At 71.1% G+C, this 24,178-nt stretch carries 24 protein-coding genes; 9 read left to right on the plus strand and 15 right to left on the minus strand.

The window, feature by feature from the left end:
* Window positions 1-30 precede the first annotated feature (30 nt).
* The 12 genes from J2W45_RS05330 to pdxS form a co-directional block, all read right to left on the minus strand.
* Window positions 31-399, minus strand: a complete 369-nt coding sequence (locus J2W45_RS05330) for a rhodanese-like domain-containing protein (RefSeq protein ID WP_310129611.1) — start codon at window positions 397-399, stop codon at window positions 31-33.
* 9 nt (window positions 400-408) lie between these two features.
* On the minus strand, window positions 409-1,428 hold the full coding sequence (gene secF, locus J2W45_RS05335; protein ID WP_310129613.1) for a protein translocase subunit SecF: 1,020 nt from the start codon (window positions 1,426-1,428) through the stop codon (window positions 409-411).
* Window positions 1,428-3,158: a protein translocase subunit SecD gene (secD, locus tag J2W45_RS05340; RefSeq protein WP_310129615.1), complete on the minus strand. Its 1,731-nt coding sequence runs from the start codon at window positions 3,156-3,158 to the stop codon at window positions 1,428-1,430. The genes secF and secD overlap by 1 nt, the downstream gene beginning before the upstream one ends.
* Before the next feature lie 62 nt (window positions 3,159-3,220).
* Window positions 3,221-3,643: a preprotein translocase subunit YajC gene (gene yajC / locus J2W45_RS05345; protein WP_310129616.1), complete on the minus strand. Its 423-nt coding sequence runs from the start codon at window positions 3,641-3,643 to the stop codon at window positions 3,221-3,223.
* 58 nt (window positions 3,644-3,701) lie between these two features.
* Window positions 3,702-4,739 (minus strand): Holliday junction branch migration DNA helicase RuvB, encoded by a 1,038-nt coding sequence (ruvB, locus tag J2W45_RS05350; protein ID WP_310129618.1) that lies wholly within the window; start codon window positions 4,737-4,739, stop codon window positions 3,702-3,704.
* Window positions 4,736-5,359, minus strand: a complete 624-nt coding sequence (gene ruvA, locus J2W45_RS05355) for a Holliday junction branch migration protein RuvA (RefSeq protein WP_310129620.1) — start codon at window positions 5,357-5,359, stop codon at window positions 4,736-4,738. Before ruvA ends, ruvB begins: the two co-directional genes overlap by 4 nt.
* Window positions 5,356-5,943, minus strand: a complete 588-nt coding sequence (gene ruvC / locus J2W45_RS05360) for a crossover junction endodeoxyribonuclease RuvC (RefSeq protein WP_310134926.1) — start codon at window positions 5,941-5,943, stop codon at window positions 5,356-5,358. Before ruvC ends, ruvA begins: the two co-directional genes overlap by 4 nt.
* Window positions 5,944-5,958: 15 nt before the next feature.
* Window positions 5,959-6,723: a YebC/PmpR family DNA-binding transcriptional regulator gene (locus tag J2W45_RS05365; RefSeq protein WP_310129621.1), complete on the minus strand. Its 765-nt coding sequence runs from the start codon at window positions 6,721-6,723 to the stop codon at window positions 5,959-5,961.
* A 78-nt stretch (window positions 6,724-6,801) separates the two neighbouring features.
* Complete coding sequence (locus tag J2W45_RS05370) at window positions 6,802-8,451, minus strand: FAD-dependent oxidoreductase (RefSeq protein WP_310129623.1); 1,650 nt, start codon at window positions 8,449-8,451, stop codon at window positions 6,802-6,804.
* Between the two features lie 96 nt (window positions 8,452-8,547).
* Window positions 8,548-9,063, minus strand: a complete 516-nt coding sequence (locus J2W45_RS05375) for an AAA family ATPase (protein WP_310129624.1) — start codon at window positions 9,061-9,063, stop codon at window positions 8,548-8,550.
* A 9-nt stretch (window positions 9,064-9,072) separates the two neighbouring features.
* Entirely contained in the window at window positions 9,073-9,684 is a 612-nt protein-coding gene (pdxT, locus tag J2W45_RS05380; protein WP_310129626.1) for a pyridoxal 5'-phosphate synthase glutaminase subunit PdxT, read from the minus strand.
* A complete protein-coding gene (gene pdxS / locus J2W45_RS05385; RefSeq protein ID WP_396427064.1) occupies window positions 9,674-10,576 on the minus strand; it encodes a pyridoxal 5'-phosphate synthase lyase subunit PdxS in 903 nt (300 codons plus the stop codon). The genes pdxT and pdxS overlap by 11 nt, the downstream gene beginning before the upstream one ends.
* Window positions 10,577-10,664: 88 nt before the next feature.
* Between pdxS and J2W45_RS05390 the strand changes: the two genes are divergently transcribed.
* Both J2W45_RS05390 and pdxY read left to right on the plus strand, forming a co-directional pair.
* A complete protein-coding gene (locus J2W45_RS05390; RefSeq protein ID WP_310129628.1) occupies window positions 10,665-11,975 on the plus strand; it encodes an aminotransferase class I/II-fold pyridoxal phosphate-dependent enzyme in 1,311 nt (436 codons plus the stop codon).
* A 44-nt stretch (window positions 11,976-12,019) separates the two neighbouring features.
* Window positions 12,020-12,871 (plus strand): pyridoxal kinase PdxY, encoded by an 852-nt coding sequence (gene pdxY, locus J2W45_RS05395; protein WP_310129629.1) that lies wholly within the window; start codon window positions 12,020-12,022, stop codon window positions 12,869-12,871.
* Between the two features lie 77 nt (window positions 12,872-12,948).
* Here pdxY and J2W45_RS05400 read toward each other — a convergent pair whose 3' ends face one another.
* A complete protein-coding gene (locus tag J2W45_RS05400) occupies window positions 12,949-13,542 on the minus strand; it encodes an HIT family protein (RefSeq protein WP_310129631.1) in 594 nt (197 codons plus the stop codon).
* Window positions 13,530-15,512: a threonine--tRNA ligase gene (gene thrS / locus J2W45_RS05405; RefSeq protein WP_310129632.1), complete on the minus strand. Its 1,983-nt coding sequence runs from the start codon at window positions 15,510-15,512 to the stop codon at window positions 13,530-13,532. Before thrS ends, J2W45_RS05400 begins: the two co-directional genes overlap by 13 nt.
* A gap of 232 nt (window positions 15,513-15,744) precedes the next feature.
* Between thrS and J2W45_RS05410 the strand changes: the two genes are divergently transcribed.
* The 3 genes from J2W45_RS05410 (at window position 15,745) to J2W45_RS05420 (ending at window position 19,672) form a co-directional block, all read left to right on the plus strand.
* The gene (locus J2W45_RS05410) at window positions 15,745-17,997 is read left to right on the plus strand and encodes a GH25 family lysozyme (RefSeq protein WP_310129633.1); all 2,253 of its coding nucleotides are present in this window, start codon (window positions 15,745-15,747) and stop codon (window positions 17,995-17,997) included.
* A 156-nt stretch (window positions 17,998-18,153) separates the two neighbouring features.
* Complete coding sequence (locus tag J2W45_RS05415; RefSeq protein ID WP_310129634.1) at window positions 18,154-19,302, plus strand: cation:proton antiporter; 1,149 nt, start codon at window positions 18,154-18,156, stop codon at window positions 19,300-19,302.
* A 64-nt stretch (window positions 19,303-19,366) separates the two neighbouring features.
* Window positions 19,367-19,672 (plus strand): DUF5652 family protein, encoded by a 306-nt coding sequence (locus tag J2W45_RS05420; protein WP_310129635.1) that lies wholly within the window; start codon window positions 19,367-19,369, stop codon window positions 19,670-19,672.
* Between the two features lie 39 nt (window positions 19,673-19,711).
* On the opposite strand, the gene J2W45_RS05425 is transcribed toward J2W45_RS05420, so the two are convergent.
* Window positions 19,712-20,575: a universal stress protein gene (locus tag J2W45_RS05425; RefSeq protein WP_310129637.1), complete on the minus strand. Its 864-nt coding sequence runs from the start codon at window positions 20,573-20,575 to the stop codon at window positions 19,712-19,714.
* A 98-nt stretch (window positions 20,576-20,673) separates the two neighbouring features.
* Here J2W45_RS05425 and J2W45_RS05430 point away from each other — a divergent pair, with 98 nt between their 5' ends.
* From J2W45_RS05430 to J2W45_RS05445, 4 genes are read left to right on the plus strand one after another with little or no spacing between them, the layout of a single operon-like run.
* Window positions 20,674-21,192, plus strand: a complete 519-nt coding sequence (locus J2W45_RS05430) for a DUF2127 domain-containing protein (RefSeq protein ID WP_310129638.1) — start codon at window positions 20,674-20,676, stop codon at window positions 21,190-21,192.
* 60 nt (window positions 21,193-21,252) lie between these two features.
* Complete coding sequence (locus tag J2W45_RS05435; RefSeq protein ID WP_310129639.1) at window positions 21,253-21,921, plus strand: Type 1 glutamine amidotransferase-like domain-containing protein; 669 nt, start codon at window positions 21,253-21,255, stop codon at window positions 21,919-21,921.
* 52 nt (window positions 21,922-21,973) lie between these two features.
* Window positions 21,974-22,873, plus strand: coding sequence for a hypothetical protein (locus tag J2W45_RS05440; protein WP_310129640.1), 900 nt, complete (start codon window positions 21,974-21,976; stop codon window positions 22,871-22,873).
* 45 nt (window positions 22,874-22,918) lie between these two features.
* A complete protein-coding gene (locus tag J2W45_RS05445) occupies window positions 22,919-24,172 on the plus strand; it encodes an FAD-dependent oxidoreductase (protein ID WP_310129641.1) in 1,254 nt (417 codons plus the stop codon).
* Window positions 24,173-24,178: the final 6 nt, after the last annotated feature.

A 24,178-nucleotide genomic window follows, 5' to 3' on the forward strand; every position in this document is an offset into this window, starting at 1 on the left:
ACCGTTCTGTCACGGTCAACGTCGCCGGGACTAGACGATCGCTCCTGGCGTACCGTCGTCGCGCTGAACCGGACCGCCGCCGGCCTGCCAGGCTCCCATGCCGCCGTCGACGTTGGCCGCCGGATAGTTCGCCTCGTTCAGGGCGTCGGTCACCATCCGCGACCGGGCGCCGCTGCGGCAGATCACCAGGATCTGCCGGTCCTCCGGCAGCTCGTGCTGGCGCTCGCTCAGCTCACCGAGAGGGATGTGGTGCGCGCCGGGCGCGTGCCCGGCCTCCCACTCGTAGCCCTCGCGCACGTCGAGCAGCCAGGCCGCGTCCTGATCGGTCAGCTCGCGAGCGCGCGCAGCGGAGACCACGTCCTCGGCCAGGAAGCCGGAAGGTGCGGAGGCGTCGGACATACGTCGGGGTTACTCCGCAGCGGTCGCGACGACGTCGGCCTTGACCGCGGCCTTCGGCCGGATCGAGCGCACCTTCTGGTCGTGCTTCTTGATCGCGGCCTCGCCCTCACGGAACTGCGAGTACATCGGCGCGGCCAGGAAGATCGTCGAGTACGTGCCGACGATGATGCCGATCAGCAGCGCGAGCGAGATGTCGCGCAGGGTCGCCGCACCGAACGCGTAGGCGCCGATGAAGAGGATGGACGCGACCGGCAGCACGGCGACGACGGCGGTGTTGATCGACCGGACGAGCGTCTGGTTGACGGCGAGGTTGACCGCCTCCGGGAACGTCCGCCGGGTGAGCTCCAGCTCCTCCTTGGTGTTCTCGCGGATCTTGTCGAAAACCACGACGGTGTCGTAGAGCGAGTAGCCGAGGATGGTCAGGAAGCCGATCATCGTCGCAGGCGAGACCTCGAACCCGACCAGCGCGTAGACGCCGGCCGTGATGATGAGGTCGTGGAACAGCGAGATGATCGCGGCCGCCGACATCTTCCAGGTGCGGAAGTACAGCGCCATCGCGATGAACGCGAGCAGCAGGAACACGACGAGACCCTGGATGGACTGCTGCGTCACGTCCGCACCCCACGAGGGGCCGATGAACGTCGCGGACACCTCCGACGCGTCGACGTCGTAGGCCTTCGCCAGCGCCTCCGACACGTCGCGCGTCTGCGTCTCGGACAGCTGGTCCGTCTGCACCCGGACGGCGTTGTCGCCGACCACGCTGACGTGCGAGACCGCATCCGGCACAACGCTCGTGACGGCGCTCTGCGCCTTCGACGTGTCGGTGCTCGACACATCGCTGATCTGGAACTGCGATCCACCGCGGAACTCGATCGAGAAGTTGAACCCGCCCTTGACGATGGGGACGAGGATCGACAGCACGACCATGACGGCCGCGATGGAGTACCAGATCTTGCGGCGGCCGACGAAGTCGACCGACCGCGCCCCGGTGTAGAGGTCGTTGCCGAATTTCACCAGACGACTGGCCATCAGGAGTCCTTCCCCTCGGTCGAGCGATCCGAGGACGTCGTCGCGCCGGCGAGCTCCGCCGCCTTGCGCTCGGCGATGGTCTGGCGGCGCGCCGCCTCCTTGCTGCTGCGGACGGCGGTGCCGACCGGGACCGGGACCGTCGGCGCGCGGAACTTCGCGGCGCCGCGGTAGACGGCTCCCAGCGCCTCCGGGTCGAGACCCGACATCGGGTGACCGGAGCTGAAGAACCGCGTGCGGGCGAGCAGCTGCAGGGTCGGGTGGGTGAACAGGAGCACGACGATGACGTCGATGATCGTCGTCAGGCCGAGGGTGAAGGCGAACCCGCGCACGTTCGCCGCGGCGAGCACGTAGAGCACCACGGCCGCGAGCAGGTTGGTGGCCTTCGACGCGTAGATCGTGCGCCGCGCACGTCCCCAACCCGCTTCGACCGCGGACTCGAGTCCGCGCCCGTCGCGCAACTCGTCTCGGATGCGTTCGAAGTAGACGATGAACGAGTCGGCCGTGAATCCGATCGCGACGATCAGACCCGCCACACCCGCCAGGGACAGCCGGTAGTCGTAGTGCCACGACAGCAGCGAGATCGTCAGCCAGGTGAGCACGCCGGCGACCACGAGCGAGAAGATCGTCACGAAGCCGAGCAGGCGGTACTGGAAGAAGGTGTAGATGCCGACCAGGATCAGACCGATGAGGCCCGCGATCAGGCCGCTCAGCAGCTGCGAGGTTCCCAGCGTCGCCGAGATCGTGTCCTGGCTCTGCACCTTGAAGCTGAACGGCAGCGCGCCGAACTTCAGCTGGTCGGCGAGTGCCTTCGACGTGGTCTCGGTGAAGTTGCCGGTGATCTGCGGCTTGCCGTCGGTGATCGCCGCCTGGGTGGTCGGAGCGGAGATGACCTTGCCGTCGAGGACGATGGCGAACTGGTTCTGCGCGCCCTGCAGCGCCACGAGACGGGTCGTCACGTCGGAGAACGCCTTGGTGCCGGCGTCGTTGAAGACGATGTTGACCGCCCACTGACCCGTGGTCACGCCCTGCGAGCTCTGCACGAGCCCGGCGCTGGCGTCCTTGATGTCCTGGCCCTTCACCTCGACCGGACCGAGCAGGTACTTGACCTGGTTCTGGTCGTCGCAGGTGATCAGCGGCTCATCGGTCGGCGCGGAGCTCGACGTCTTGCTCGCGTTGGCCTTGCAGTCGTACGCGTCGAACTCCGCCTGGAGCTTCGGCGTCACCCACGCGAGGTCGCTGCCGTTGGTCGGCTTGGTGGACGGCGTGGACTGCAGCCCCGGAGCCGGCGACGGCGCCGGGGTCGACTTGCCGTCGGCTCCGACGACCTCGTTGGTCGGGCCGCCGGCGACGAGCACCGGGCGGAAGTCGAGGCGGGCGCTGGACTTCACGCGGTCGAGCGTCGCCTGGTCCGGCTTGCCGGGCAGCGACACCACGATGTTGCGCGAGCCCTCGGTGGAGATCTGCGCCTCGGACACGCCGGACGCGTCGATGCGCTGGCGGATGATCGAGACCGCCTGGTCGAGCTGCTCCTGCTGCACGGACTGACCGTTCTCGACCTGCGGCGCGAGGATGATCTGTGTGCCGCCCTCGAGGTCGAGCGCGAGCTTGGGCAGCCAGGTCGCGTTGCTGAACAGGACGCCGGCCGTGAGGGTGCCCAGGAGCACCACCACGATGACGCCGAGCCATGTCAGCGAACGCCAGGCTTTCTTGACCGGGGTCGACTTTGCCACCTAGGTACTCAGCTTTCTACGAGTGACCGGCTCAGCGAGAGCGCCGGGTCACAGGGAATGTGTCAGTCGTCGCTCTTGCGCTTCTTGGCCTCGTCGACCCGCTCGCCGTACTCCGGCGTGGTGGCGTCGGCGTCGGCGGCGATCGCGTGGTCCTCGTTGAGCTCGACACCCGGGGCGGCGGCGACGTCGCCCTCGGTCGCGGCGGCCGGCTCGGCCACCTTCGGCTCGACCACGCGGGCGAGGACCTGGCGGTGCACCTTCACGACGTGGCCGGGGCTGGTCTCGATGAGCGCGGTGTTGTCGTCCTCGTCGACGGACAGGAGCGTGCCGTAGAGGCCGAAGTTGGTCATGACCTCGGCGCCGGGCACCATCTTCGAGCGGGTCTCGTCCTGCTCGCGGCGCCGCTTGCGGCTGTTGCGGAACATGAAGAAGACGAGTGCCGCCAGGATGACGATCATCACGATGGTCAACGGGTCAAAGACCATGGGGAGTTGCCGAACCTTTCATCGGGGGCAAGGGGGTTGGCCGAACGGCCAGCTTGGATTATATGTCATCGATCAGCGACGGAGGCTGGGAGGAATCCCTCGCCGGGCTGGGGATGCCCAGGTGCCTCCACGCCGCGGCGGTCGCCATCCGCCCCCGGGGCGTCCGCGAGAGCAGTCCGATCCGCACCAGGAAGGGCTCGACGACGGACTCGATGGTCTCCGCCTCCTCGCCGACCGAGACCGCCAGGGTGTTCAGACCCACCGGTCCCCCGTCGAAGCGCTCCAGGAGGACATGGAGCACGGCGCGATCGAGCCGGTCGAGTCCGAGCGGGTCGACGTCGTAGAGCTCGAGGGCGGCACGCACCGCATCCACATCGCCGCGGCCGCCGTGCACGAGTGCGTAGTCGCGCACGCGGCGCAGCAGGCGGTTGGCGATGCGCGGGGTGCCGCGGCAGCGGCCCGCGATCTCGGCCAGCGCCTCCCGGTCGATGTCGAATTCGAGCATCGAGGCGGCGCGGCTGAGCACCTGGGTCAGCTCCGCGTCGTCGTAGAACTCGAGGTGCGCAGTGAAGCCGAAGCGGTCGCGCAGCGGGTTCGGTAGCAGGCCGGACCGCGTGGTCGCGCCGACCAGCGTGAAGGGCGCGAGGTCGAGCGGGATGGACGTGGCGCCCGCCCCCTTGCCGACCATGATGTCGATGCGGAAGTCCTCCATGGCGAGGTAGAGCATCTCCTCCGCCGAGCGCGCCATACGGTGGATCTCGTCGATGAACAGCACTTCTCCCGGCGTGAGCGAGGACAGCAGGGCTGCCAGGTCGCCCGCGTGCTGGATCGCCGGACCGCTGGACAGCCGCAACGGGCGCTCGCTCTCGTGCGCGACGATCATCGCCAGGGTGGTCTTGCCGAGCCCGGGCGGCCCGGCCAGCAGGATGTGGTCGGCGGTCCGCTCCTGCATGCGTGCAGCGGTGAGCAGCAGCTGCAGCTGGCCGCGCACCTTCGCCTGCCCGACGAACTCCGCGAGCGAGCGGGGGCGCAGCGCGCCCTCGAACGCGAGCTCCGACTCCGACTCGAGTTCGGGCGCGGTCAAGTCGTCGCTCATCGCGCTCCCTGCGGAGCCGCGGGACCGAGCCGGGCCAGGGTCAGGCGGAGGAGGGTCTGGACGCTGTCGCGCTGAGCCTCGTCGGTGTCCGCGACGACATCCGCCACCGCCTCCGCCGCGACGCGCTCCGGCCAGCCCAGGCCGACCAGGGCGACGAGCACGCTGTCGGAGACGGACGACGGCGCCCGCGTGGTCTTCGCGACCGGTACCGGGCGGCGCACCGCCGCCAGCTTGCCGGTGAGGGAGACGACGATCAGCTTGGCCGTCTTGGGCCCGATTCCGGACACCTTGCGGAAGGGAGCGTCGTCGTCCGCCGTCACGGCGGCGGCGATGTCGTTCGGTGAGAGCACCGAGAGCACGCCGATCGCGGACTTGGGGCCGACTCCCGAGACGCCGTTGAGGAGCTCGAAGACCTCCAGCTGCTCGCGGTCGGCGAAGCCGAAGAGCTGCAGCGCATCCTCCCGCACGATCAGGGAGGTGTGGAGGAACGCCTCCTCGCCCACCCGCAGGGAGAGCACATGGTCGGGGGTGAGCTGCACGGCGAAGCCGACGCCGCCCACCTCGATGACAGCGGTTCCGCCGCTCGCCGAGAGCACGGTACCGCGGAGGGAGGAGATCACCGTGCCAGCCTACGGGGAGCCGCCGACGCCCGGGTGGAGCGCTCCGCGGCGCGCCACGCGGCCTGCGCCGGGGTCAGCCCGCCTGCCGCTCCCCCGGCATCCGCGGCGACCGGTCCGCCGCGCCAGGCGTGGCAGATCGCGATGGCCAGCGCATCCGCGGCATCCGCCGGCTTGGGCGCCTCGTCCAGACCCAGGATGCGCGCGACCATCGCCTGCACCTGCTTCTTGTCGGCGGACCCGTACCCGGTGACCGCGGCCTTCACCTCGCTCGGAGTGTGGAGCCCTACGGGGAGGCCGCGCTTCGCCGCCGCATGCAGGGCGACGCCGCTGACCTGGGCGGTCCCCATCACCGTGCGGAGGTTGTGCTGGGCGAACACGCGCTCGATCGCGACCACGGCCGGGCCGTGCTCGTCGATCAGGCGCTCGATGCCCGTCCCGACGGCAAGCAGCCGCTCCTCCAGGGGCATGCCGGGAGGCGTGCGGATGACGGCGACCTCGACGAGCGCCGCGCGGCGGTCGGGACGCACATCCACGATTCCGACGCCGCAGCGCGTGAGACCCGGGTCGATGCCGAGCACCCGGATCGTCACGGTCGCGGCCTACTCGTCGTCTTCGTCGAGCTGCGCCTGCACCTCAGGGCTGATGTCGAGGTTGGTGTACACGTTCTGCACGTCGTCGGAGTCCTCGAGGGCGTCGATGAGGCGGAAGACCTTGCGGGCGACCTCCGCGTCGGCCTCGACGTTCACCGTCGCGACGAACTCGGCGTCGGCGGAGTCGTAGTCGATGCCCGCATCCTGCAGTGCCGTGCGCGCGGCGACCAGGTCGGACGCCTCGGTCAGCACCTCGAAGCTCTCACCGCGGTCGGTGACCTCCTCGGCGCCGGCGTCGAGGACCGCCGCGAGCACCGTGTCCTCGTCGACGCCGTCGGCGTGCGGGACGACGATGACGCCCTTGCGGTGGAAGTTGTACGCGACGCTGCCCGGGTCGGCCATGGTGCCGCCGTTGCGGGTCATCGCGGTGCGCACCTCGGCCGCGGCGCGGTTCTTGTTCTCGGTGAGGCACTCGATGAGCAGGGCGACACCGCCGGGGCCGTAGCCCTCGTACATGATCGTCGTGTAGTCGATCGACTCACCGGTGAGCCCGGCGCCGCGCTTGATCGCGCGGTCGATGTTGTCGTTGGGGACCGAGGTCTTCTTGGCCTTCTGCACCGCATCCACGAGCGTCGGGTTGCCGGACAGGTCGGCGCCGCCGGTCTTCGCCGCCACCTCGATGTTCTTGATGAGCTTGGCGAAGGACTTCGCGCGGCGGGCGTCGATCACCGCCTTCTTGTGCTTGGTCGTTGCCCACTTGGAATGCCCGGACACTGCTGCTCCCTCGGATCACTTTCTGAACCCGTCCATAATAGGCCCTCGCCAGCGCTCGGCCCGGGACGACGCGGCGGCTCAGCGCACCGCCAACGCCCGGTGCACCGACGCCACGGCGCTCGCGCCCTCGCCCACGGCGGCGGCGATCCGCTTCATCGAGCCGTGACGCACGTCGCCCGCGGCGAAGACCCGGGGCAGGCTCGTCTCGAACGGCAGCGGGCCGCGGCCGCCGTCCGCGGGAGCGGGCAGGTCGACGTCGGTGAGGAGGAATCCGCTCGCGTCGACGGCCGCCCCGGAGAGCCAGGACGCACCGGGTTCCGCACCGACGAAGCAGAAGAGCGCGGCGGCGGTGACGCGCTCCGTCTCGCCGGTCGCCGAGGAGGTGATGGTGACCTCCTCCAGCTGCTCGCCGCCGTGAAGTCCGGTGACGTCGGAGGAGACGTGCACCCGGATCCGCTCGTGCGCGACCACCCGGTCGACCAGGTAGGTGGACATCTTCGCCTCGATGGACGCGCCGCGCACGACGAGCGCGACGTCGCCGCCGAGCCCGGCGAGGTACAGGGCGGCCTGCCCGGCCGAGTTCGCGCCGCCGACGACGACCGACGGGCGCCGCGCGACCGTCCGCGCCTCCAGCTCCGTCGTGGCGAAGAAGATGCTGCCGCCCTCGAACTCCGCCCAGTTCTCCAGCGGCAGCCTCCGGTAGCGGGCGCCGGTCGCGACGACGACCGAGCGGGCGCGGATGCTGTCGCCGTCGCCGAGTTCGAGCACGATCCTGTCCTCCTCGTGGCGCAGCTCGACGACGTCGGCGGGTGCGGACAGGCGGACGCCGAACTTGAGCGCCTGGATGAGTCCCAGCTCGGTCAGCTCGGCGCCGGAGAGGCCCGAGGGGAAGCCCAGGTAGTTCTCGATGCGGGAGCTGGCGGCGGCCTGGCCGCCCGGGGCGAGCGCGTCGAGCACGAGGGTGCTGAGACCCTCGGAGGCGCCGTAGATGCCCGCAGCGAGGCCGGCCGGCCCGGCCCCGACCACGACCAGGTCGAACGAGTCGCCGTCCCGGTAGCGGAAGGCGAGCCCCACGGTCTCGGCGAGCTGGCGGGGCGTCGCGTTCGGCAGCGCGGTGCCCCGGGTCAGGACGAGCGGAAGGTCGGCCTCAGTGTGGCCCGCCTCGGCCAGCGCCGCGCGGCCCACGTCCGTCCCCACGTCGATCCAGCGGTGCGGCAGCTCCATGCGCGCGGCGTAGCGGCGCAGGGCGAGCGCGCCCGCGCTGCCTTCCCGGCCGAAGAGCTCGAGGGTGCGGTCCGCCGCGGCCATCAGCAGCCTCCGGCGGGCCCGGAACGCTTCGAGCAGGGTCTCCGAGAGCCCCGCATCCGTCGCCATGATCTGCTTGAACAGCGCGTTCGGGATGCGCAGCACCCGCCCCGGCTCGGTGATCAGCGCCGTGAGCAGCGACGCCTGGCCGGTGAGCATGCTCAGTTCGCCGAGGAACTCCCCCGCCTGCCACTGCGCGACCGTCCGCGCGCGCGACCCGATCGTCGCCTCCCGGATGATGTCCACCCGGCCGGCCTCCATCACGAAGAAGTCGAGGTTCTCGTCACCCGCGCGGAACAGCGTGTCCCCCGCGGCGACCTCCTCGGTCATCCCGAGAGAACGCAGGCGGTCGAGGGACTCCCGGTCGAGCACCGGGTTGGCGGCGCTTCCGACCGGGACACGGAAGGGCGGACGGTCGGTCATGCGGTCCTCGCAGGCTCGGGTGACTAGGGACTCGCCGCGATCCTAGGGTCGCGGCGGCCCGGCGCGCCATGCCCCTCGCGTCTCAGCGGGCGGCCGCTAGTCGCCGGCGACCAGGCCCGCGTCGGCGATGATCCGCTCGGCGACCTGCTCGGCCGTCGCCTCGGGCCCGATCAGCTGCTCGACCGGCCGGCCGTCGTGATCGCGGAGCAGGTCGTCGCCGGGCCACCAGCGCCGGAGCTCGTCCTCGCCGAACGAACCCGCCTTCTCCCGGGTCGCGTGGCGGGCCACCGTCTCCTCGAAGGGGAGGCGGAAGCGGTACAGCCACGACGACACACCGGGGATGCCGCGGAGTCCTTCGATCACGGCACCGTAGCGCTCGGACGAGAGGATGCCCTCGACGAGCACGGCGGGAGCGGTCCGCAGCGCCGCGCGGGCCAGCGCATCCAACGCATCCGCGCTGGTGCCGTCGTCCGTGGCCCGGAGCCCGAGGACGACGCGACCCAGGTAGTCCTGCTCCACCAGCGCGATGCCGGTGCCGAGCCGCTGCCGGAGCAGGGCCGCGACCGTCGACTTGCCCGAACCGGAGGCGCCGCGGAGAACGATCAGCTTCACGCCGCGCCCCTACGCCGCGCTCAGCGCCGCGTCGCGCACCTTCGACAGGAAGTACTCGTGGAAGCGCGTGTCGCCGGTGATCTCGGGGTGGAAGGACGTTCCGAGCAGGTTGCCCTGCTCGACCGCCACCACCCGGCCGTCGCCGACGCGGGCCAGGGCCGTCGCCTTCTCGCCGACGCTCTCCACGATCGGGGCGCGGATGAACACCGCGTGCATGGGCGCGTCCCCCACCGCCGGGATGTCGAGGTCGGTCTCGAACGAGTCCACCTGAGAGCCGAACGCATTGCGCCGCACCGCCACATCCAGGCCGCCCAGCGTCTGCTGACCGGCGATGCCGTCGAGCACACGGTCGGCGAGCAAGATCAGCCCGGCGCACGTGCCGTACACCGGCAGACCGCCCGCGATCGCCTCGCGCAGCGGCCCGGCGAGACCGAACGAGCGCGAGAGCTTGTCCATCACGCTCGACTCGCCGCCCGGGATGACCAGGCCGCCGATCTCATCCAGCTCGGCGGGCCGGCGGACGGGGACGGCGTCGGCGCCCAGACCGCGCAGGACCGCGAGGTGCTCGCGGAAGTCGCCCTGCAGCGCGAGGACGCCGACCCGCGGGCCGTTACCAGCCACGCTCGGCGAGGCGGTGCGGGGCGGGCAGGTCTGCGACGTTGATGCCCACCATGGCCTCCCCGAGTCCGCGGGAGACCTCGGCGATGACGCTCGGGTCGTCGTAGAAGGTGGTGGCCTTCACGATCGCGGCGGCGCGCTGCTCCGGGTTGCCCGACTTGAAGATGCCGGAGCCGACGAACACGCCGTCCGCGCCCAGCTGCATCATCATCGCCGCGTCGGCCGGGGTGGCGACACCGCCGGCGGTGAAGAGCACGACCGGGAGCTTGCCCGTCTCGGCGATCTCACGCACCAGCTCGTACGGCGCCTGCAGCTCCTTCGCGGCGACGTACAGCTCGTCCTTGGTCATCGACTTCAGGGCGTTGATCTCCGAGGTGATCTTGCGGATGTGCTTGGTCGCCTCGGAGACGTCGCCGGTGCCGGCCTCGCCCTTCGAGCGGATCATCGCCGCGCCCTCGTTGATGCGGCGCAGCGCCTCACCGAGGTTGGTGGCGCCGCACACGAACGGGACGGTGAAGCGCCACTTGTCGATGTGGTTCACGTAGTCGGCGGGCGACAGCACCTCCGACTCGTCGATGTAGTCCACGTCGAGCGCCTGCAGCACCTGCGCCTCGACGAAGTGGCCGATGCGGGCCTTCGCCATGACCGGGATGGACACCTCGGCGATGATGGCCTCGATGAGGTCCGGGTCGCTCATCCGGGCCACGCCGCCCTGGGCGCGGATGTCGGCGGGCACGCGCTCCAGCGCCATGACGGCGACCGCGCCGGCGTCCTCGGCGATGCGAGCCTGCTCGGGGGTGACGACGTCCATGATGACGCCGCCCTTCAGCATCTCGGCGAGGCCGCGCTTGACCCGGCTCGATCCGAACGTGCCCTGCTCGCTGTCTGTCATCATCGCCCTCTCGTCGTACAAAAACGGTTTTGGCCTATGCCGAACGATAGCATCCTCGCCGCGGCTCGCTAGACTCGCAAGCCGGAGGGACATGGACGAGCAGACCATCACGGGCAGCACCGCGTCCGAGATCGCGGCGAGCGTGCGCGCGCTGCACGAGCGGGGCGCCCTGCGGACCGGGGATGCGCTCCCGCCCGTCCGCGAGCTCGCCGCCCAGCTCGGAGTGAACCGCAACACCGCCGTCGCCGCGTACCGCCTGCTCGCGCAGGCCGGCGTCGTGACCGCCCGCGGCCGGGCCGGGACCGTCGTCGCCGGGGTGACCGCCGTCGCCCAGGAGGGCTACGCGCCCGACAGCGTGCTTCGCGACATCGGGACGGGGAACCCGGACCCGCGACGCATCCCGGACCTCTCCGGCGCACTCGCGACCGCCGTCGGGCGCCCCGTGCTCTACGGCGAGCCCGTCATCGACCCGGCCCTGGAGGAGCGCGCCCTCGCCTGGGTCAGCGCCGACCTTCCCGGCCGCCCCGTGCGCATCACCGTCACCAACGGCGCGGTGGATGCGGTGGAGCGGCTGCTCGCGCAGGCCCTGCTGCGCGACGACGCCGTCGCGCTCGAGGACCCGTGCTTCCTGGCGAGCATCCACACCGTCCGGCTGGGCGGCTACCGAGCGGTGCCGGTGCCCGTCGATGCGGAGGGCATGACCGTCGACGGTCTGCGTGCCGCGCTCGAGTCCGGCGTGCGCGCCGTCATCTGCACGCCGCGGGCGCAGAACCCCACCGGCGCGACGCTCTCCCCCGCTCGCGCCGCGGCCCTGCGGGCCGTGCTGGCCGAGCATCCGTACGTCCTGGTGATCGAGGACGACCACTTCTCGATGCTGTCCCAGCGGCCCTACGAGACGCTGATCGGGCCCGAGCACCGGCGGTACGCCCTGGTCCGCTCGGTCTCGAAGTCGCTCGGACCCGACATGTGCCTCGCCGTCGCGGCCACCGACCCGGAGACGGCGGACCGCCTCGCGATGCGGCTGAGCCCCGGCACGACGTGGGTCAGCCACATCCTGCAGCGACTGGTGCTCGCCCAGCTGACCGACGAGGCGGTGCTGGCGGAGGTCGCCGCCGCCGGCCGGCACTACGCGGAACGGAACGCCGCCTTCGCCGCCCGGCTGACCGAGCGCGGCCTGCCCACCCAGGCCCGCGACGGGCTCAACCTCTGGGTCCGCCTGCCGGTCGAGGCGAAGGTGGTCGCCGACCGGCTGATGCGCCGCGGCTGGCTCGCGCGCACCGGCGACGAGTTCGTGCTGGGCGAGCGTCTCTCCCCCTCGCACCACCTCCGTCTCACGGTGCACGACCTCGAAGACGACGACGCCGCGCGCCTGATCGACGACCTGGTGGACGCCGCCCGCTGACGGTCGCGGCAGGACCCGCTCGTGCGAGGTGAGAGGATCGAAGGATGAAGATCCTCTCGATCCAGTCCGCGGTCGCCTACGGTCACGTCGGCAACTCCGCCGCCGTGTTCCCGCTCCAGCGCATCGGCGTCGAGGTGCTGCCGGTCTACACCGTCAACTTCTCCAACCACACCGGCTACGGCGCGTGGCGCGGCCCGCTGATCTCGCCGGACGACGTCCGCGACGTGATCACCGGCATCGAGGAGCGCGGCGTGCTCGGCGAGATCGACGCGGTGCTCTCCGGCTACCAGGGCAGCGAGGGCATCGGCGACGTCATCGTCGACGCGGTGGCGCGCGTGAAGGCGGCCAACCCGGACGCCGTGTACGCCTGCGACCCGGTCATGGGCAACGCGAAGTCCGGCTGCTTCGTCGCCCCGGCCATCCCGGTGCTGCTCCGCGAGCGTGTCGTCCCCGTCGCCGACATCATCACGCCGAACCAGTTCGAGCTCGGGTTCCTCACCGAGACGTCGCCGGACACGCTCGAGTCGACCCTGGAGTCGGTGGATGCGGCCCGCGCGATGGGCCCGCGCACGGTCCTCGTGACCAGCGTCGAGCGCCCGGATGCGCCGGCCGACACGATCGAGATGCTGGCCGTCGACGACGCGGGCGCGTGGATCGTGCAGACGCCGCGCCTCCCGATGAAGGCGAACGGCTCGGGCGACGTCACGGCCGCGCTGTTCACGGCGCACTACGTGCGCACCGGCGACGCCGAGCTGGCGCTGCGGAAGACGGTCTCGAGCGTCTTCGACCTGCTGACGCGCACCCTGGAGTCGGGCGAGCGCGAACTCAAGCTCGTCGAGTCGCAGGACTCCTACGCCAACCCCCGCGAGCAGTTCCCCGTCACCCGGGTGCGCTGACCCGCTCCCCCTCCATCGCTTCCTCAGTTGATCCGGTTTTCGACGGCGTGTCGGCGGATCAACTGAGGAAGCGATGATCAGGGGTGGGGCCAGGCGTTCGCCAGGGACGCGCGGACCTCGCCGAGGAGCTGGGGCAGGGCCTTCGTGCGGGCGATGATCGGGAAGAAGTTCGCATCCTGCGCCCACCGCGGCACGATGTGCTGGTGGAGGTGGGCCGAGATGCCGGCGCCGGCGACGGCGCCCTGGTTCATGCCGATGTTGAAGCCGTCGTTGTGCGACACCTCGCGGATGACGCGCATCGCGGTCTGGGTGATGCTGCCGATCTCGGCGACCTCCTCCGGGGTCGCCTCGTCGTACATCGCGATGTGCCGGTACGGGCACACCAGCAGGTGGCCGCTGTTGTACGGGAACAGGTTGAGCAGCGCGTACGCGTACTTGCCGCGGGCGACGATCAGCGCATCCTCGTCGCTCATGCTCGGTGCGACGCAGAACGGGCAGTCGTCGTGACCGGGGTCGCCCTGCTGGATGTAGACCATGCGGTGCGGGGTCCACAACCGCTGGAACTCGTCCGGGACACCGACGAGGTACGACGGGTCGTCGACGCGGACGGGACCGTCGTCCCCGCCCGTGCCGGCGCCCTCGTCGTACGAGCCGAGGTTCAGGCGGGCCATGCCGTGTCGACCAGCTCGTGCGAGCGGATGCTCTCGACGATCCGCTCGATCGCCTCGTCCACTGTCACACCGTTGCGCTGCGTGCCGTCACGGAAGCGGAAGCTGACCGTGCCGGCCGACGCGTCCTCCTCGCCGACGATCAGCTGGAAGGGGACCTTCGCCTTGGTGTGGGTGCGGATCTTCTTCTGCATGCGGTCGTCCGAGTGGTCGACCTCGGCGCGAACGCCGCGTGCCTTCAGGCGCGAGATCACGTCGTCGAGGAAGGGCGCGTACTGGTCAGCGACCGGGATGCCCACGACCTGCACCGGGGACAGCCACACCGGGAATGCCCCGGCGTAGTGCTCCAGCAGGATCGCGAAGAACCGCTCGATCGACCCGAGCAGCGCACGGTGGATCATCGCCGGCTGCTTGCGCGTGCCGTCCGCCGCGTTGTACTCCAGCTCGAACAGCTCCGGCTGGTTGAAGTCGAGCTGGACGGTGGAGAGCTGCCAGGTGCGGCCGATGGCGTCGCGCGCCTGCACCGAGATCTTCGGACCGTAGAACGCGGCCCCGCCCGGGTCGTCCACGAGTTCGAGGCCGGACTCGATCGCGACCTCGCGGAGGGTCTCGGTCGCCGTCTCCCAGCTCTCGTCACTCCCGACGTACTTGTCCGGGTCCTTCGTCGAGAGCTCCAGGTAGAAGTCGGTCAGGCCGTAGCCGCGCAGCGTCTCGAGCACGAACTCCAGCTGGCGCGCGACCTCGTCCTTGATCTGCTCCTCGGTCACGTAGATGTGCGCGTCGTCCTGAGTGAGGCCGCGGACGCGGGTCAGGCCGGAGAGCGTTCCCGACTTCTCGTAGCGGTAGACCGTGCCGAACTCGCTGAGCCGCAGGGGCAGCTCGCGGTACGACCGGCCGCGCGCCCGGTAGATCAGGTTGTGCATCGGGCAGTTCATCGGCTTGAGGTAGTAGTCCTGCCCCTGCCGCGTGATGTTGCCGTCCGCGTCGCGCTCCTCGTCGAGGTGCATCGGCGGGAACATGCCCTCCTTGTACCAGTTGAGGTGCTGACTGGTCTCGAAGAGGTGCGCCTTGGTGATGTGCGGCGTGTTCACGAGCTCATAGCCGTTGGCGATGAGCCGGTCGCGCATGTAGTCCTCGATCTCCTTGCGGATGATCCCGCCCTTGGGGTGGAAGACCGCGAGGCCCGAGCCGATCTCGTCCGGGAAGCTGAACAGGTCCATCTCGGCGCCGAGCTTGCGGTGGTCGCGCTTGGCGGCCTCCTCCATGCGGGTCTGGTACGCCCGCAGCTCGTCCTTGCTCGCCCAGGCGGTGCCGTAGATGCGCTGCAGCTGCTTGTTCTTCTCGTTGCCGCGCCAGTACGCGGCGGCGACGCGGGTGAGCGCCCAGCCGTTGCCGATCATCCGGGTGTTCGGGAGGTGCGGGCCGCGGCAGAGGTCCTTCCAGACCGTCTCGCCCGACCTGGGGTCGACGTTGTCGTAGATCGTCAGCTCGCCCGAGCCGACCTCCACGCTCTCGCTCTCGTCGAAGGCGGCCGTGTCGCCGTGCTGCGTCCCGCCCTTCAGGCCGATGAGCTCCAGCTTGTAGGGCTCGCCGGCGAGCTCGGCGCGCGCCTCGTCGTCGGTCACGACACGGCGCACGAAGCGCTGGCCCGCTCGGACGATGCGCGACATCTCCTTCTCGAGCGCCTTCAGGTCCTCCGGGGTGAACGCCTCGGCGACGTCGAAGTCGTAGTAGAAGCCGTCCGTGATGGGCGGTCCGATACCGAGCTTGGCCTCAGGATTGACCGCTTGCACCGCCTGCGCGAGGACGTGCGCGGTGGAGTGGCGCAGGATGCTGAGCCCGTCCGGCGAGTCGATCGTGACCGGCTCCACGGTGTCCGTAGTCGTGACGGTCGTCGCGAGGTCTTTCAGCTCGCCGTTGACGCGCATCGCGACAACGGAACGGTCGGTGAAGAGCTCGAAGCCGTCGGCCACCTGTCCACTCCTTGATCGGGGTCGTATTCAGAACCCTCCAACTCTAGCCGGGTGCGGGCGGGGCCGTCCGCGCCCTCGTCCGCAACGACATGGCACTTGTAGCCCATACGGGTGCATGCGCTCGCATCGACCCTCGTCGTACACTGGACCGGCCTGCCCTGCCCCACAGCCTCCGGACGGACCCGACCGACTGGACACCACACCTCCGAGAAGAAGAGCGGATGTCCACCCCATGAGAATCGGTATCCTCGCGACCGGAGCGCTGCTCCTGTCCCTCATCGGCGCCTCGCCCGCAGTGGCGGCGCCCGAGCCGGTGCAGACGCCGGCCGCGACGAGCACGTCCTCCCCGGCGGCGACCTCCGACGACGCGGGGACGCCCGCCGGCACGGCGACGCCCGCTCCCACGGCGAGCCCGGCTCCGACGGAGACGCCCGCTCCCACGGCGCCCGCACCCTCCGCCTCCACGCCGGCCGCCGATCCGTCCCTGGCCGTGCAGGACGCCGCGGGCGACCACGCGATGGGTTCGACGATCGAGGCGGTCGAAGGCCCCGCGGCCGGCGCCCGCACCGTCGCGCCGAAGGCGTCGCTCGGCGTCGGCGGCATCCTCGGCATGGACGTCAGCGGCTGGCAGCCCACTGTCGACTGGAACGCCATGTGGGCGAACGGCGCCCGCTTCGTCTACATCAAGTCGACGGAGAGCACCGACTACGTCAGCTCGCACTTCCCGTCGCAGTGGGCCGGTGCGACGAGCGTCGGAATGATCCGCGGCGCGTACCACTTCGCGACGCCGAACACGACGGACGGCGCCACGCAGGCCCGCTACTTCGTCGCCCACGGCGGCAACTGGGCCCCGGACGGGCGCACGCTTCCTCCGCTGCTCGACATCGAGTACGCCACCGACGGCAGTGGCACGTGCTGGGGTCTGTCGACGACGGCGATGTCGGTGTGGATCGCGGACTTCGTGCACACGATGAAGGCCCTGACCGGGATCGAGCCGGCCATCTACTCCACCGCCAACTGGTGGAACCAGTGCACCGGCTCCAACAACACCTTCGGCGCCTACCCGCTCTTCGTCGCCCGCTACGGCACCTCGACGCCGGGCGCCCTCCCCGCGAGCTGGCTGAACTGGACCATGTGGCAGTACGCCAGCTCCGGCGTCTTCGCCGGTGACCAGGACATCTACAACGGCACGTACGCCCAGCTGCAGGCGTTCGCGTACGGCGCGCAGAGCCACCCGCCGATCGGCTCCCTCGACACGGCGACGGTCAGCGCGAACGGACCGTTCACGATCACCGGCTGGACGATCGACCTGACCAACCTGGCGGCGTCGACCCAGGCCCGCATCACCTGGAACACCCCGGGCGGGATCAGCACCACGACCGTCACGGCCGGGGCCAGTCGGCCGGATGTCGGCAACGTCTACCCGTCCGCGGGCGCGGCGCACGGCTTCACCGCCCAGGCGCCCTGGACCGGGTACGGCCAGTACGGCGCCTGCGTGACCGCCGTCGCCCTGCCCGGCGACCGTGCCGGTGACGGCAACCTCGGCTGCAAGACCGCGTTCGTCTCCCCCGCCTCGGCGTCGGCTCCGGCATCCACCCGCCTGGCCGGTTCCGACCGGTTCTCGACCGGCGTCCAGGTGTCGCAGAAGGCCTTCCCGACGCCCGGCGTCCCGGTCGTCTACATCGCCTCCGGCCTCGACTTCCCCGACGCGCTCTCTGCTGCTCCCGCGGCCGGTGCGCAGCACGGTCCGGTCCTCCTGACCATGCCGGGTGCGATTCCGGACACGGTGCTCGCCGAGGTGCAGCGTCTCAAGCCCGCCAAGATCGTGGTGGTCGGCGGGACCGCCGCGATCGCGGACTCGGCCGTCAACCAGCTGAAGGCGGTCGCCCCGGTGACCCGCATCGGCGGGGTCGACCGGTACGACACCTCGCGCCTGGTGGCGGCCTACGCGTTCCCCAACGCGACCTCCGCCTACGTCGCCGCGGCGAACAGCTTCGCGGACGCCCTTTCCGCGGCTCCGGTGGCCGCTAAGAAGAACAGCCCCCTGCTGCTCGTCAACGGCGGCACCATCGACGCGCCGACCCAGGCCTACCTGGCCGGCAAGTCCATCCACAGCCTGACGCTGATCGGCGGCACCGCGGTGGTCGGGGACGTCTGGATCACGCAGCCGCAGAGTTCCGGCTCGAGTGTGACCCGCATCGGCGGGTCCGACCGCTTCGGCACCAGCTCGCTGCTCGCGGCGTCCGCGTTCTCGTCCAACAGCGCACCGACCGTGTACGTCGCCTCGGGCATCTCCTGGCAGGATTCGCTGGTCGCCGCGGCCGCGGCGGGTTCCGCCTCCCGCCCGCTGCTGCTGGCCCGTCCGGGATGCGTGCCGCGCCTGATCGGCGACCAGATGGTCCGCCTGGGCACGACCGCGATGAACATCACGGGCGGCACCGCGGTGCTCACCTCCGACGTGGACAGCCTGCAGGTCTGCTACTGATCTCGCTCTCCGTGCGCTGACGACGCGGCACCCGGCCTTCGCCGGGTGCCGCATCGTCGTTCCGGAGCGCGCCCGTCGTGCCCGGACGCCGGTCGTGCACCACACTGAGGGCATGCGAACACGTCGCCCAACGGGCGCCCGTCCCGGGCCGGCGGCATGAGCCCGTCCGCTCTGGCGCTCGTCGTCGCCGTCGGCCTTCTGGGGCCGCTGCTGTCGGCGCGCAGCATCTGGCGCGTGCCGGTGGTCGTCGGCGAGATCGTGGGCGGCATCCTGATCGGCCAGACCGGCTTCCGGCTGATCGATCCGCAGGCGGACGGCCTGCGGCTGCTCGCCGACATCGGTTTCGGGCTCACGATGGTGGTGGTCGGCTCGCAGATCCCGGTGCGCGACCACCGGTTCCACACCCGTACGGGACTGCTGGGTCTCGCCGGTGCGGCGATCGCCGGTGTCGTCGCCGCGGCGCTCGGGACCGGCCTTGCCACGCTGTTCGGCACCGGCCACGCCCTGGTCTACGGGATCGTGCTCGCCTCGTCGTCGGCGGCGATCGTCCTGCCCATGCTGACGTCGCTCGGCTACGACCTCGGGATGCTGGGCCAGCTCGTCACGCAGATCGCCGTCGCCGACATCGTCTGCGTCGTCGCCCTCCCGTTCGCCGTCGCGCCGTGGCGGGCGGGAAGCGCCGCGGTCGGCGCGCTGATCATCGCGGCGGTCTCGGTCGGCCTCGTGCTCGTCCTGCGCCGCGTCGGCCGGAGCGGACTCCGGCGCAGAGCCCACGCCTACTCGGAGCGCCGCCGGTTCGCGCTCGAACTGCGCCTCAGCCTGCTGGTGCTGTTCACGTTCGCCGCGATCGCACAGTTCGCCCAGCTGTCGATCATGCTGGCCGGCTTCGCCCTCGGACTGGTGCTCTCGGCGGTCGGCGAACCGCACCGGCTGGCGCGCCAGCTGTTCGGGATGACCGAGGGCTTCTTCGGCCCGCTGTTCTTCGTCTGGCTCGGCGCCTCGATCGACCTGCGCGAGCTCGTCGCGCATCCATCGATGATCATGCTCGGCCTCGCACTGGGGGTCTCGGCGCTGATCGCCCATGCCGCCTCCCGGATCGCCGGCCTTCCGTGGTCGCAGGCGATCGTGTCGGGCGGCCAGCTCGGGGTCCCGGTCGCGGCGGTGGCGCTCGGGCTGCAGGTGGGCGGGCTGCGGCCGGGCGAGGGATCGGCGATCCTGCTGGGCGCGCTGCTCACCGTGGCGGCCGCGGCACTGCTCGTCGGCCGGATACCGGGGCGATCGGAGAGGCGATTCGAACTCCAGTAGCGCTGACGCAGGCGCGGCGGGGAGCTGACTTTCGGCGGTGCCGCGCCCGCGCTTGACTCAGTGCATGAAAGCCAATCAGTCGAGCATGTCCTGGATGCGGGACCACGACGTCTCCGCCAAGAGCGGCACGATGGTCGCCGCCGTCGTCGCCTGGAGTCTCGCGTGGAAGGGCGTCTCGCTGTGGCGCGCCGCCCGCAACGGCAGCAAACCGTGGTTCGTCGCGCTGCTGCTCAGCAACACGCTCGGCGTCCTCGACGCGATCTACCTCTTCCTCGTCGACCGCCCGCGCCGCGTCCGGGCACGGGACGAGGAGTGGATCCTCGCCACCACAGGCGAGCCGGAGCAGCGGACCCATCCACCGGAGGACTGAGGTCGCGGGACCGAGGCCGGACGACGGAGACCGCCGGCGCTACCCGGCCCGGACCACGACCACCGGCGTCCGGAGGTTGACGAGCACGTCGTGCGCGACCGAGCCGAGGACGGCCCGCTCGACCCCCTGCCAGTCGTTGGAGCCGAGCACCAGCATCCTGGATCCGTCCGCCTCCGCGACCAGCCCGCGGGCCGGCGAAGTCTCGAGCACCTCGGTGAACACGGTGACGGCCGGATGCCCGGCGAGGACGGTGTCGGCGGCGTCCTCGACCACCTGCTCCCGCGGGTCGTCCTCCGTCTCGTCCACCACCCGTTCGTCGAGGAGCGGGTGGTAGAGGAATCCGGCACACGCGATGGTGAGCGGCTCCCCGAGGGCTTCCGCCTCCACCGCGGCGAACTCGACCGCGGGATCCTCCGTGAGCTCGCCATCCACACCGACGACGACGCCCCGTCCCTCGGCGCCCCAGCCGTGCGGGACGGCGGCGACGCTGCACCGGGCCGCGGCCGCGACGCGGGCGGCCGAGCTGCTGGCGAACGCGTGACGTCGCTCGGCTTCCGGCGGCGTGCCGATCACCAGCATGGCGGCGTCGGCGGAGGCCGCGGCGAGTTCCGCTGCGAGGTGCCCGTAGCGCGACTCGGTGCCGATCTCGAGCGGCATTGCGGCGGCGGCTCCGGCGAGCGCCGCGGCTCCGGCGAGCGCGTAGTCCTTCTCCGCCGCCAGCAGCTCGCCGGACATCCGGAGGAGCGACGGGCCGGGCTCTCCGCCGCGGTCGCCCCACGACGGCTCGACGACGTGGATGAGGTGCAGGCGGCTTCCTGTGCGCTCGGCCCGCGCCGCCGCCCAGTCCAGTGCCGCCCGGTGTGCCGGCTCGCCGTCCACGGCGACCACGATCGTCTCTGCCATCCGTCCTCCCGTCGTCTTCCCGGTCATCCTCCTCGCCCGGGGGCGCCGCCCGGAAGTGCCTCGCGGTGTCTCAGACGCGGGCGGGTACCGTGTCTTGCGTGTCCGGCACTCGCAGACGCTCCCTGCTCGATCGCACCTTCGTCGTCGCACTGGTGCTGAAGGGGGTGGATGGCGTGGTCGAGCTGGTCGCGGGGGTCGCGCTCCTGCTCGTCTCCCCCGCCCAGATCGAAGCGGTCACGCGCGCCCTCGCGCGGCCGGAGCTGCACGAGCATCCTCACGACCCGATCGCGAACTCCCTGGTCGGCTACGCCTCCGGCCTCAGCGTGTCGACGACCCTGTTCGGTGCCGTCTACCTGTTGGTGCACGGGGTGGTGAAGGTGGTCCTGGTCGTGGCCGTGCTGCGCGACAAGCTGTGGGCCTATCCGTGGCTGATCGGCGTCCTGGTCGCCTTCATCGGCTGGCAGGGCTACGAACTGGTGGTGCACTTCTCCTGGGGTCTCGTCGCGCTCACCGCGTTCGACATCCTGATCGTGGCGCTAACCGTGCGTGAGTACCGGATGCGGCGGCAGGACCGGGCGCGGGTGGCCGAGACCGGGGCGCAGGGCGCCGTCGGGTAGCGCGTCGCTGCGTGGGGTCTAGTGTGATCCTCGGTTCCACAGACTCGGGGGAGGTCGAGGATGAAGCTGCTGCTCACGTCGGGCGGGGTCACGAACGACAGCATCCGCGAGGCGCTGATCGGGATGCTCGGCAAACCGATCGCCGACAGCGACGCTCTGTTCATCCCCACCGCGCAGTGGGGCCAGCCGGCGTGCAGCCCGCAGACCGTCTGGCGGTCGACCGCGGCGAGGGACGACGACGACCGCCTGGTCGGCCTGGGCTGGAAGTCGGTCGGCGTGCTGGAGCTGACCGCGCTGCCCAGTCTCGCCGAGGAGCGCTGGAAGCCGTGGGTGCGCGCGGCGGACGTCCTGCTGGTGGACGGCGGCGAGGCGAGATACCTCTGGACCTGGATGCGGCAGTCCGGCCTGGCGGCGATGCTGCCCGAACTCGCCGACACCGTCTGGGTGGGCGTGAGCGCCGGCAGCATGGTGATGACTCCGCGCGTCGGCACGGAGTTCCTCGACTGGCAGCCGGACGGCCCCGACGACACTCTCGGCCTCGTCGACTTCTCGATCTTTCCGCACCTCGACTACCCCGGCTGGTCACAGAACACGCTCGAGGCCGCCCGGCGCTGGGCCGAACGCATCCCCGGGCGCGCGTACGCCATCGACGATCAGACCGCGATCGCGGTGGTGGACGGGCGGGTGGAGGTGATCAGCGAGGGGCACTGGGAGCAGTTCGACCGGTGAGCGAAGCGTCCCGCACCGCGCTTGCTACGCTGACGACGACTGAGGAGGACGAGTGGGACTGTTTCGACGTCGCAAGGATGAGCCGCAGCCCGAGGACCGCATCGAATGGGTTACGTCCGTCGCCAGGCGCATCCTCGCCGAGCAGGGCGTCGAAACGACCATCGAGCATGGCGCTGAACCGGAGGACGTCCGGCTGATCGCCGTCGACGGCCAGGTGTACCCGCTCTTCAACGCGTTCGCGAAGACCCACGGTGCGACCGCCGAGCAGGCGACGAAGGCCATCGCCGAGCACATCGAGAACCTGCTCGTCGCGCAGGGCGAACCCTCCCCTGCGGAGCTGTCGGCCGATGAGCTCCGGCGGCAGGTGCGTACGCGCATCCTTCCGGGCGGCGAGGGGCGGCCGAACGAGCCGACCTTCCGGTACGCCCGGCCGTTCACCGATGAGCTGATCGTGGCCCTCTGCGTCGACTTCCCCACGACCATTCACTTCATCAACGACTCCCACATCGACGATCTGGCGTTGAGCCTGGACGAGCTGTACGCGTACGGCCAGCTCAACACCGACCAGGAACCCGTGGGCGAGCACTTCGAGCCCGCGCCGGGCATCCACGTCATCGTCGGCGATTCGCTGTTCACCGCGTCGAAGGCGGCGAACCTCCCGGCCGTGCTCGGCGCCGCGCCGTTGGGGACTCTCTTCACCCTGCCGCACCGCCACATCCTCATCGCCGCGCCGATCACCGGACCTGAGACGCTGGCCGCGGTGGAGCACCTGGTGAACCTGACCCAGCAGGTGCTCAGCGGTGGGCCGCCGCCCGGAGGCGTCATCTCCGCCGACGTACTGTTCTCGCGCAACCGACAGGTGAGCCGCGTGTCGTCGATGGACGAGCATGGTGAAGTCTCCATCGTGGTGGACGATCGCCTGCAGGAAGCTCTCGAGGAAGCGATCGGCTGACGAGGCGCCCTGGTTCGCCACCGAGCCTGCTCCTACACTCGGCTCATGCAGACGCATGACGTGGTCGTGATCGGTGCCGGGCTGGCGGGTCTGCGGTGTGCCGCCGAACTGGCGGCCCGCGGCCGCGGCGTGGTCGTGCTCGAGGCGTCGGATCGCGTCGGCGGGCGCCAACGGACCGACCGCGTCGACGGTTTCACCCTCGACCGCGGGTTCCATGTCCTGAACACCGCGTATCCGGCCGTCCGGGCGGCGGTCGATGTGGAGAGCCTCTCCGTCGAGGCGTTCCCGACCGCGGTCCGGGTTCGCCGCACGGATGGGGCCATGGCCACCCTCGCGCATCCGCTTCGGCATCCGAACCTGATTCCGGCGACGCTCGCCAGTGGTCTCGTGACACCGGGCGAGTTCGTCGGGCTGGTCCGCTGGCTCGGGCCGATGCTCCTCCGGCCCCGCGCTGCGGTCGGTCGCCCCGACCGCACCATCGGGGAGGCCTGGGATGCCGTTGGCCTCACCGGGCCGCTGCGCACCGAGGTGCTCTCGCCGTTCTTCTCGGGAGTTCTCGCCGACTCGTCGGATTCGACGTCCGACACGTACGTGCGCCTTCTCGCCCGGTCGTTCCTCCCTGCGGCGGCGGGACTGCCCCGCGACGGCATCACCGCGCTCCCGACGGCGCTCGCCTCGCGCGCCCGCGCGGCGGGAGCCGACATCCGGGTCGGCCGCGCCGTGAGCCGAATGCAGCGACGGGATGGGCTCTGGGAGGTGGAGGCGGCCGGCGAGGGGACCCTGTTCGCGCGCGACGTGGTCGTGGCCGTGGGCGCGGAGGCGCTCGACGGACTCGTGGATGCGCCCGCCCCATCCACTCGAGGATTGCAGACGTGGTGGTTCGCGACCGAAGAACCCCCGGCGTCCGCTTATCTGACGGTCGACGCCGCTCGCGAGGGTCCGATCGTCAACGCGCTGGCGATCTCCGCCACGATCCCCGAGGCGGCGCCTTCCGGCCACCACCTCGTCCAGGCGACCTGCCTGTGGGTTCCCGGGCGCGAGGCGAGCGAGAGCGACGTGCGCGCCCAGCTGCTGCCGTTGTACGGCCGGGCCGCGGCGTCGTGGCGGCTCCTGCGCCGGGACGACATCCCGCACGCGCTTCCCGCACTGCCCCCGCCGATGCGGCGGTCGTCCCCCGCTCGCATCGGCCCCGGCCTGCACCTCGCGGGCGACCACCGCGAGACGCCGTCGATCCAGGGGGCGCTGCACTCGGGGGTGCGGGCGGCGAGGTCGGTGCTCGCGGGGACGCTGGCGGATTGAAGTGCC

The organism is Leifsonia shinshuensis (assembly GCF_031456835.1).
Classification (GTDB): Bacteria; Actinomycetota; Actinomycetes; order Actinomycetales; family Microbacteriaceae; genus Leifsonia; species Leifsonia shinshuensis_C.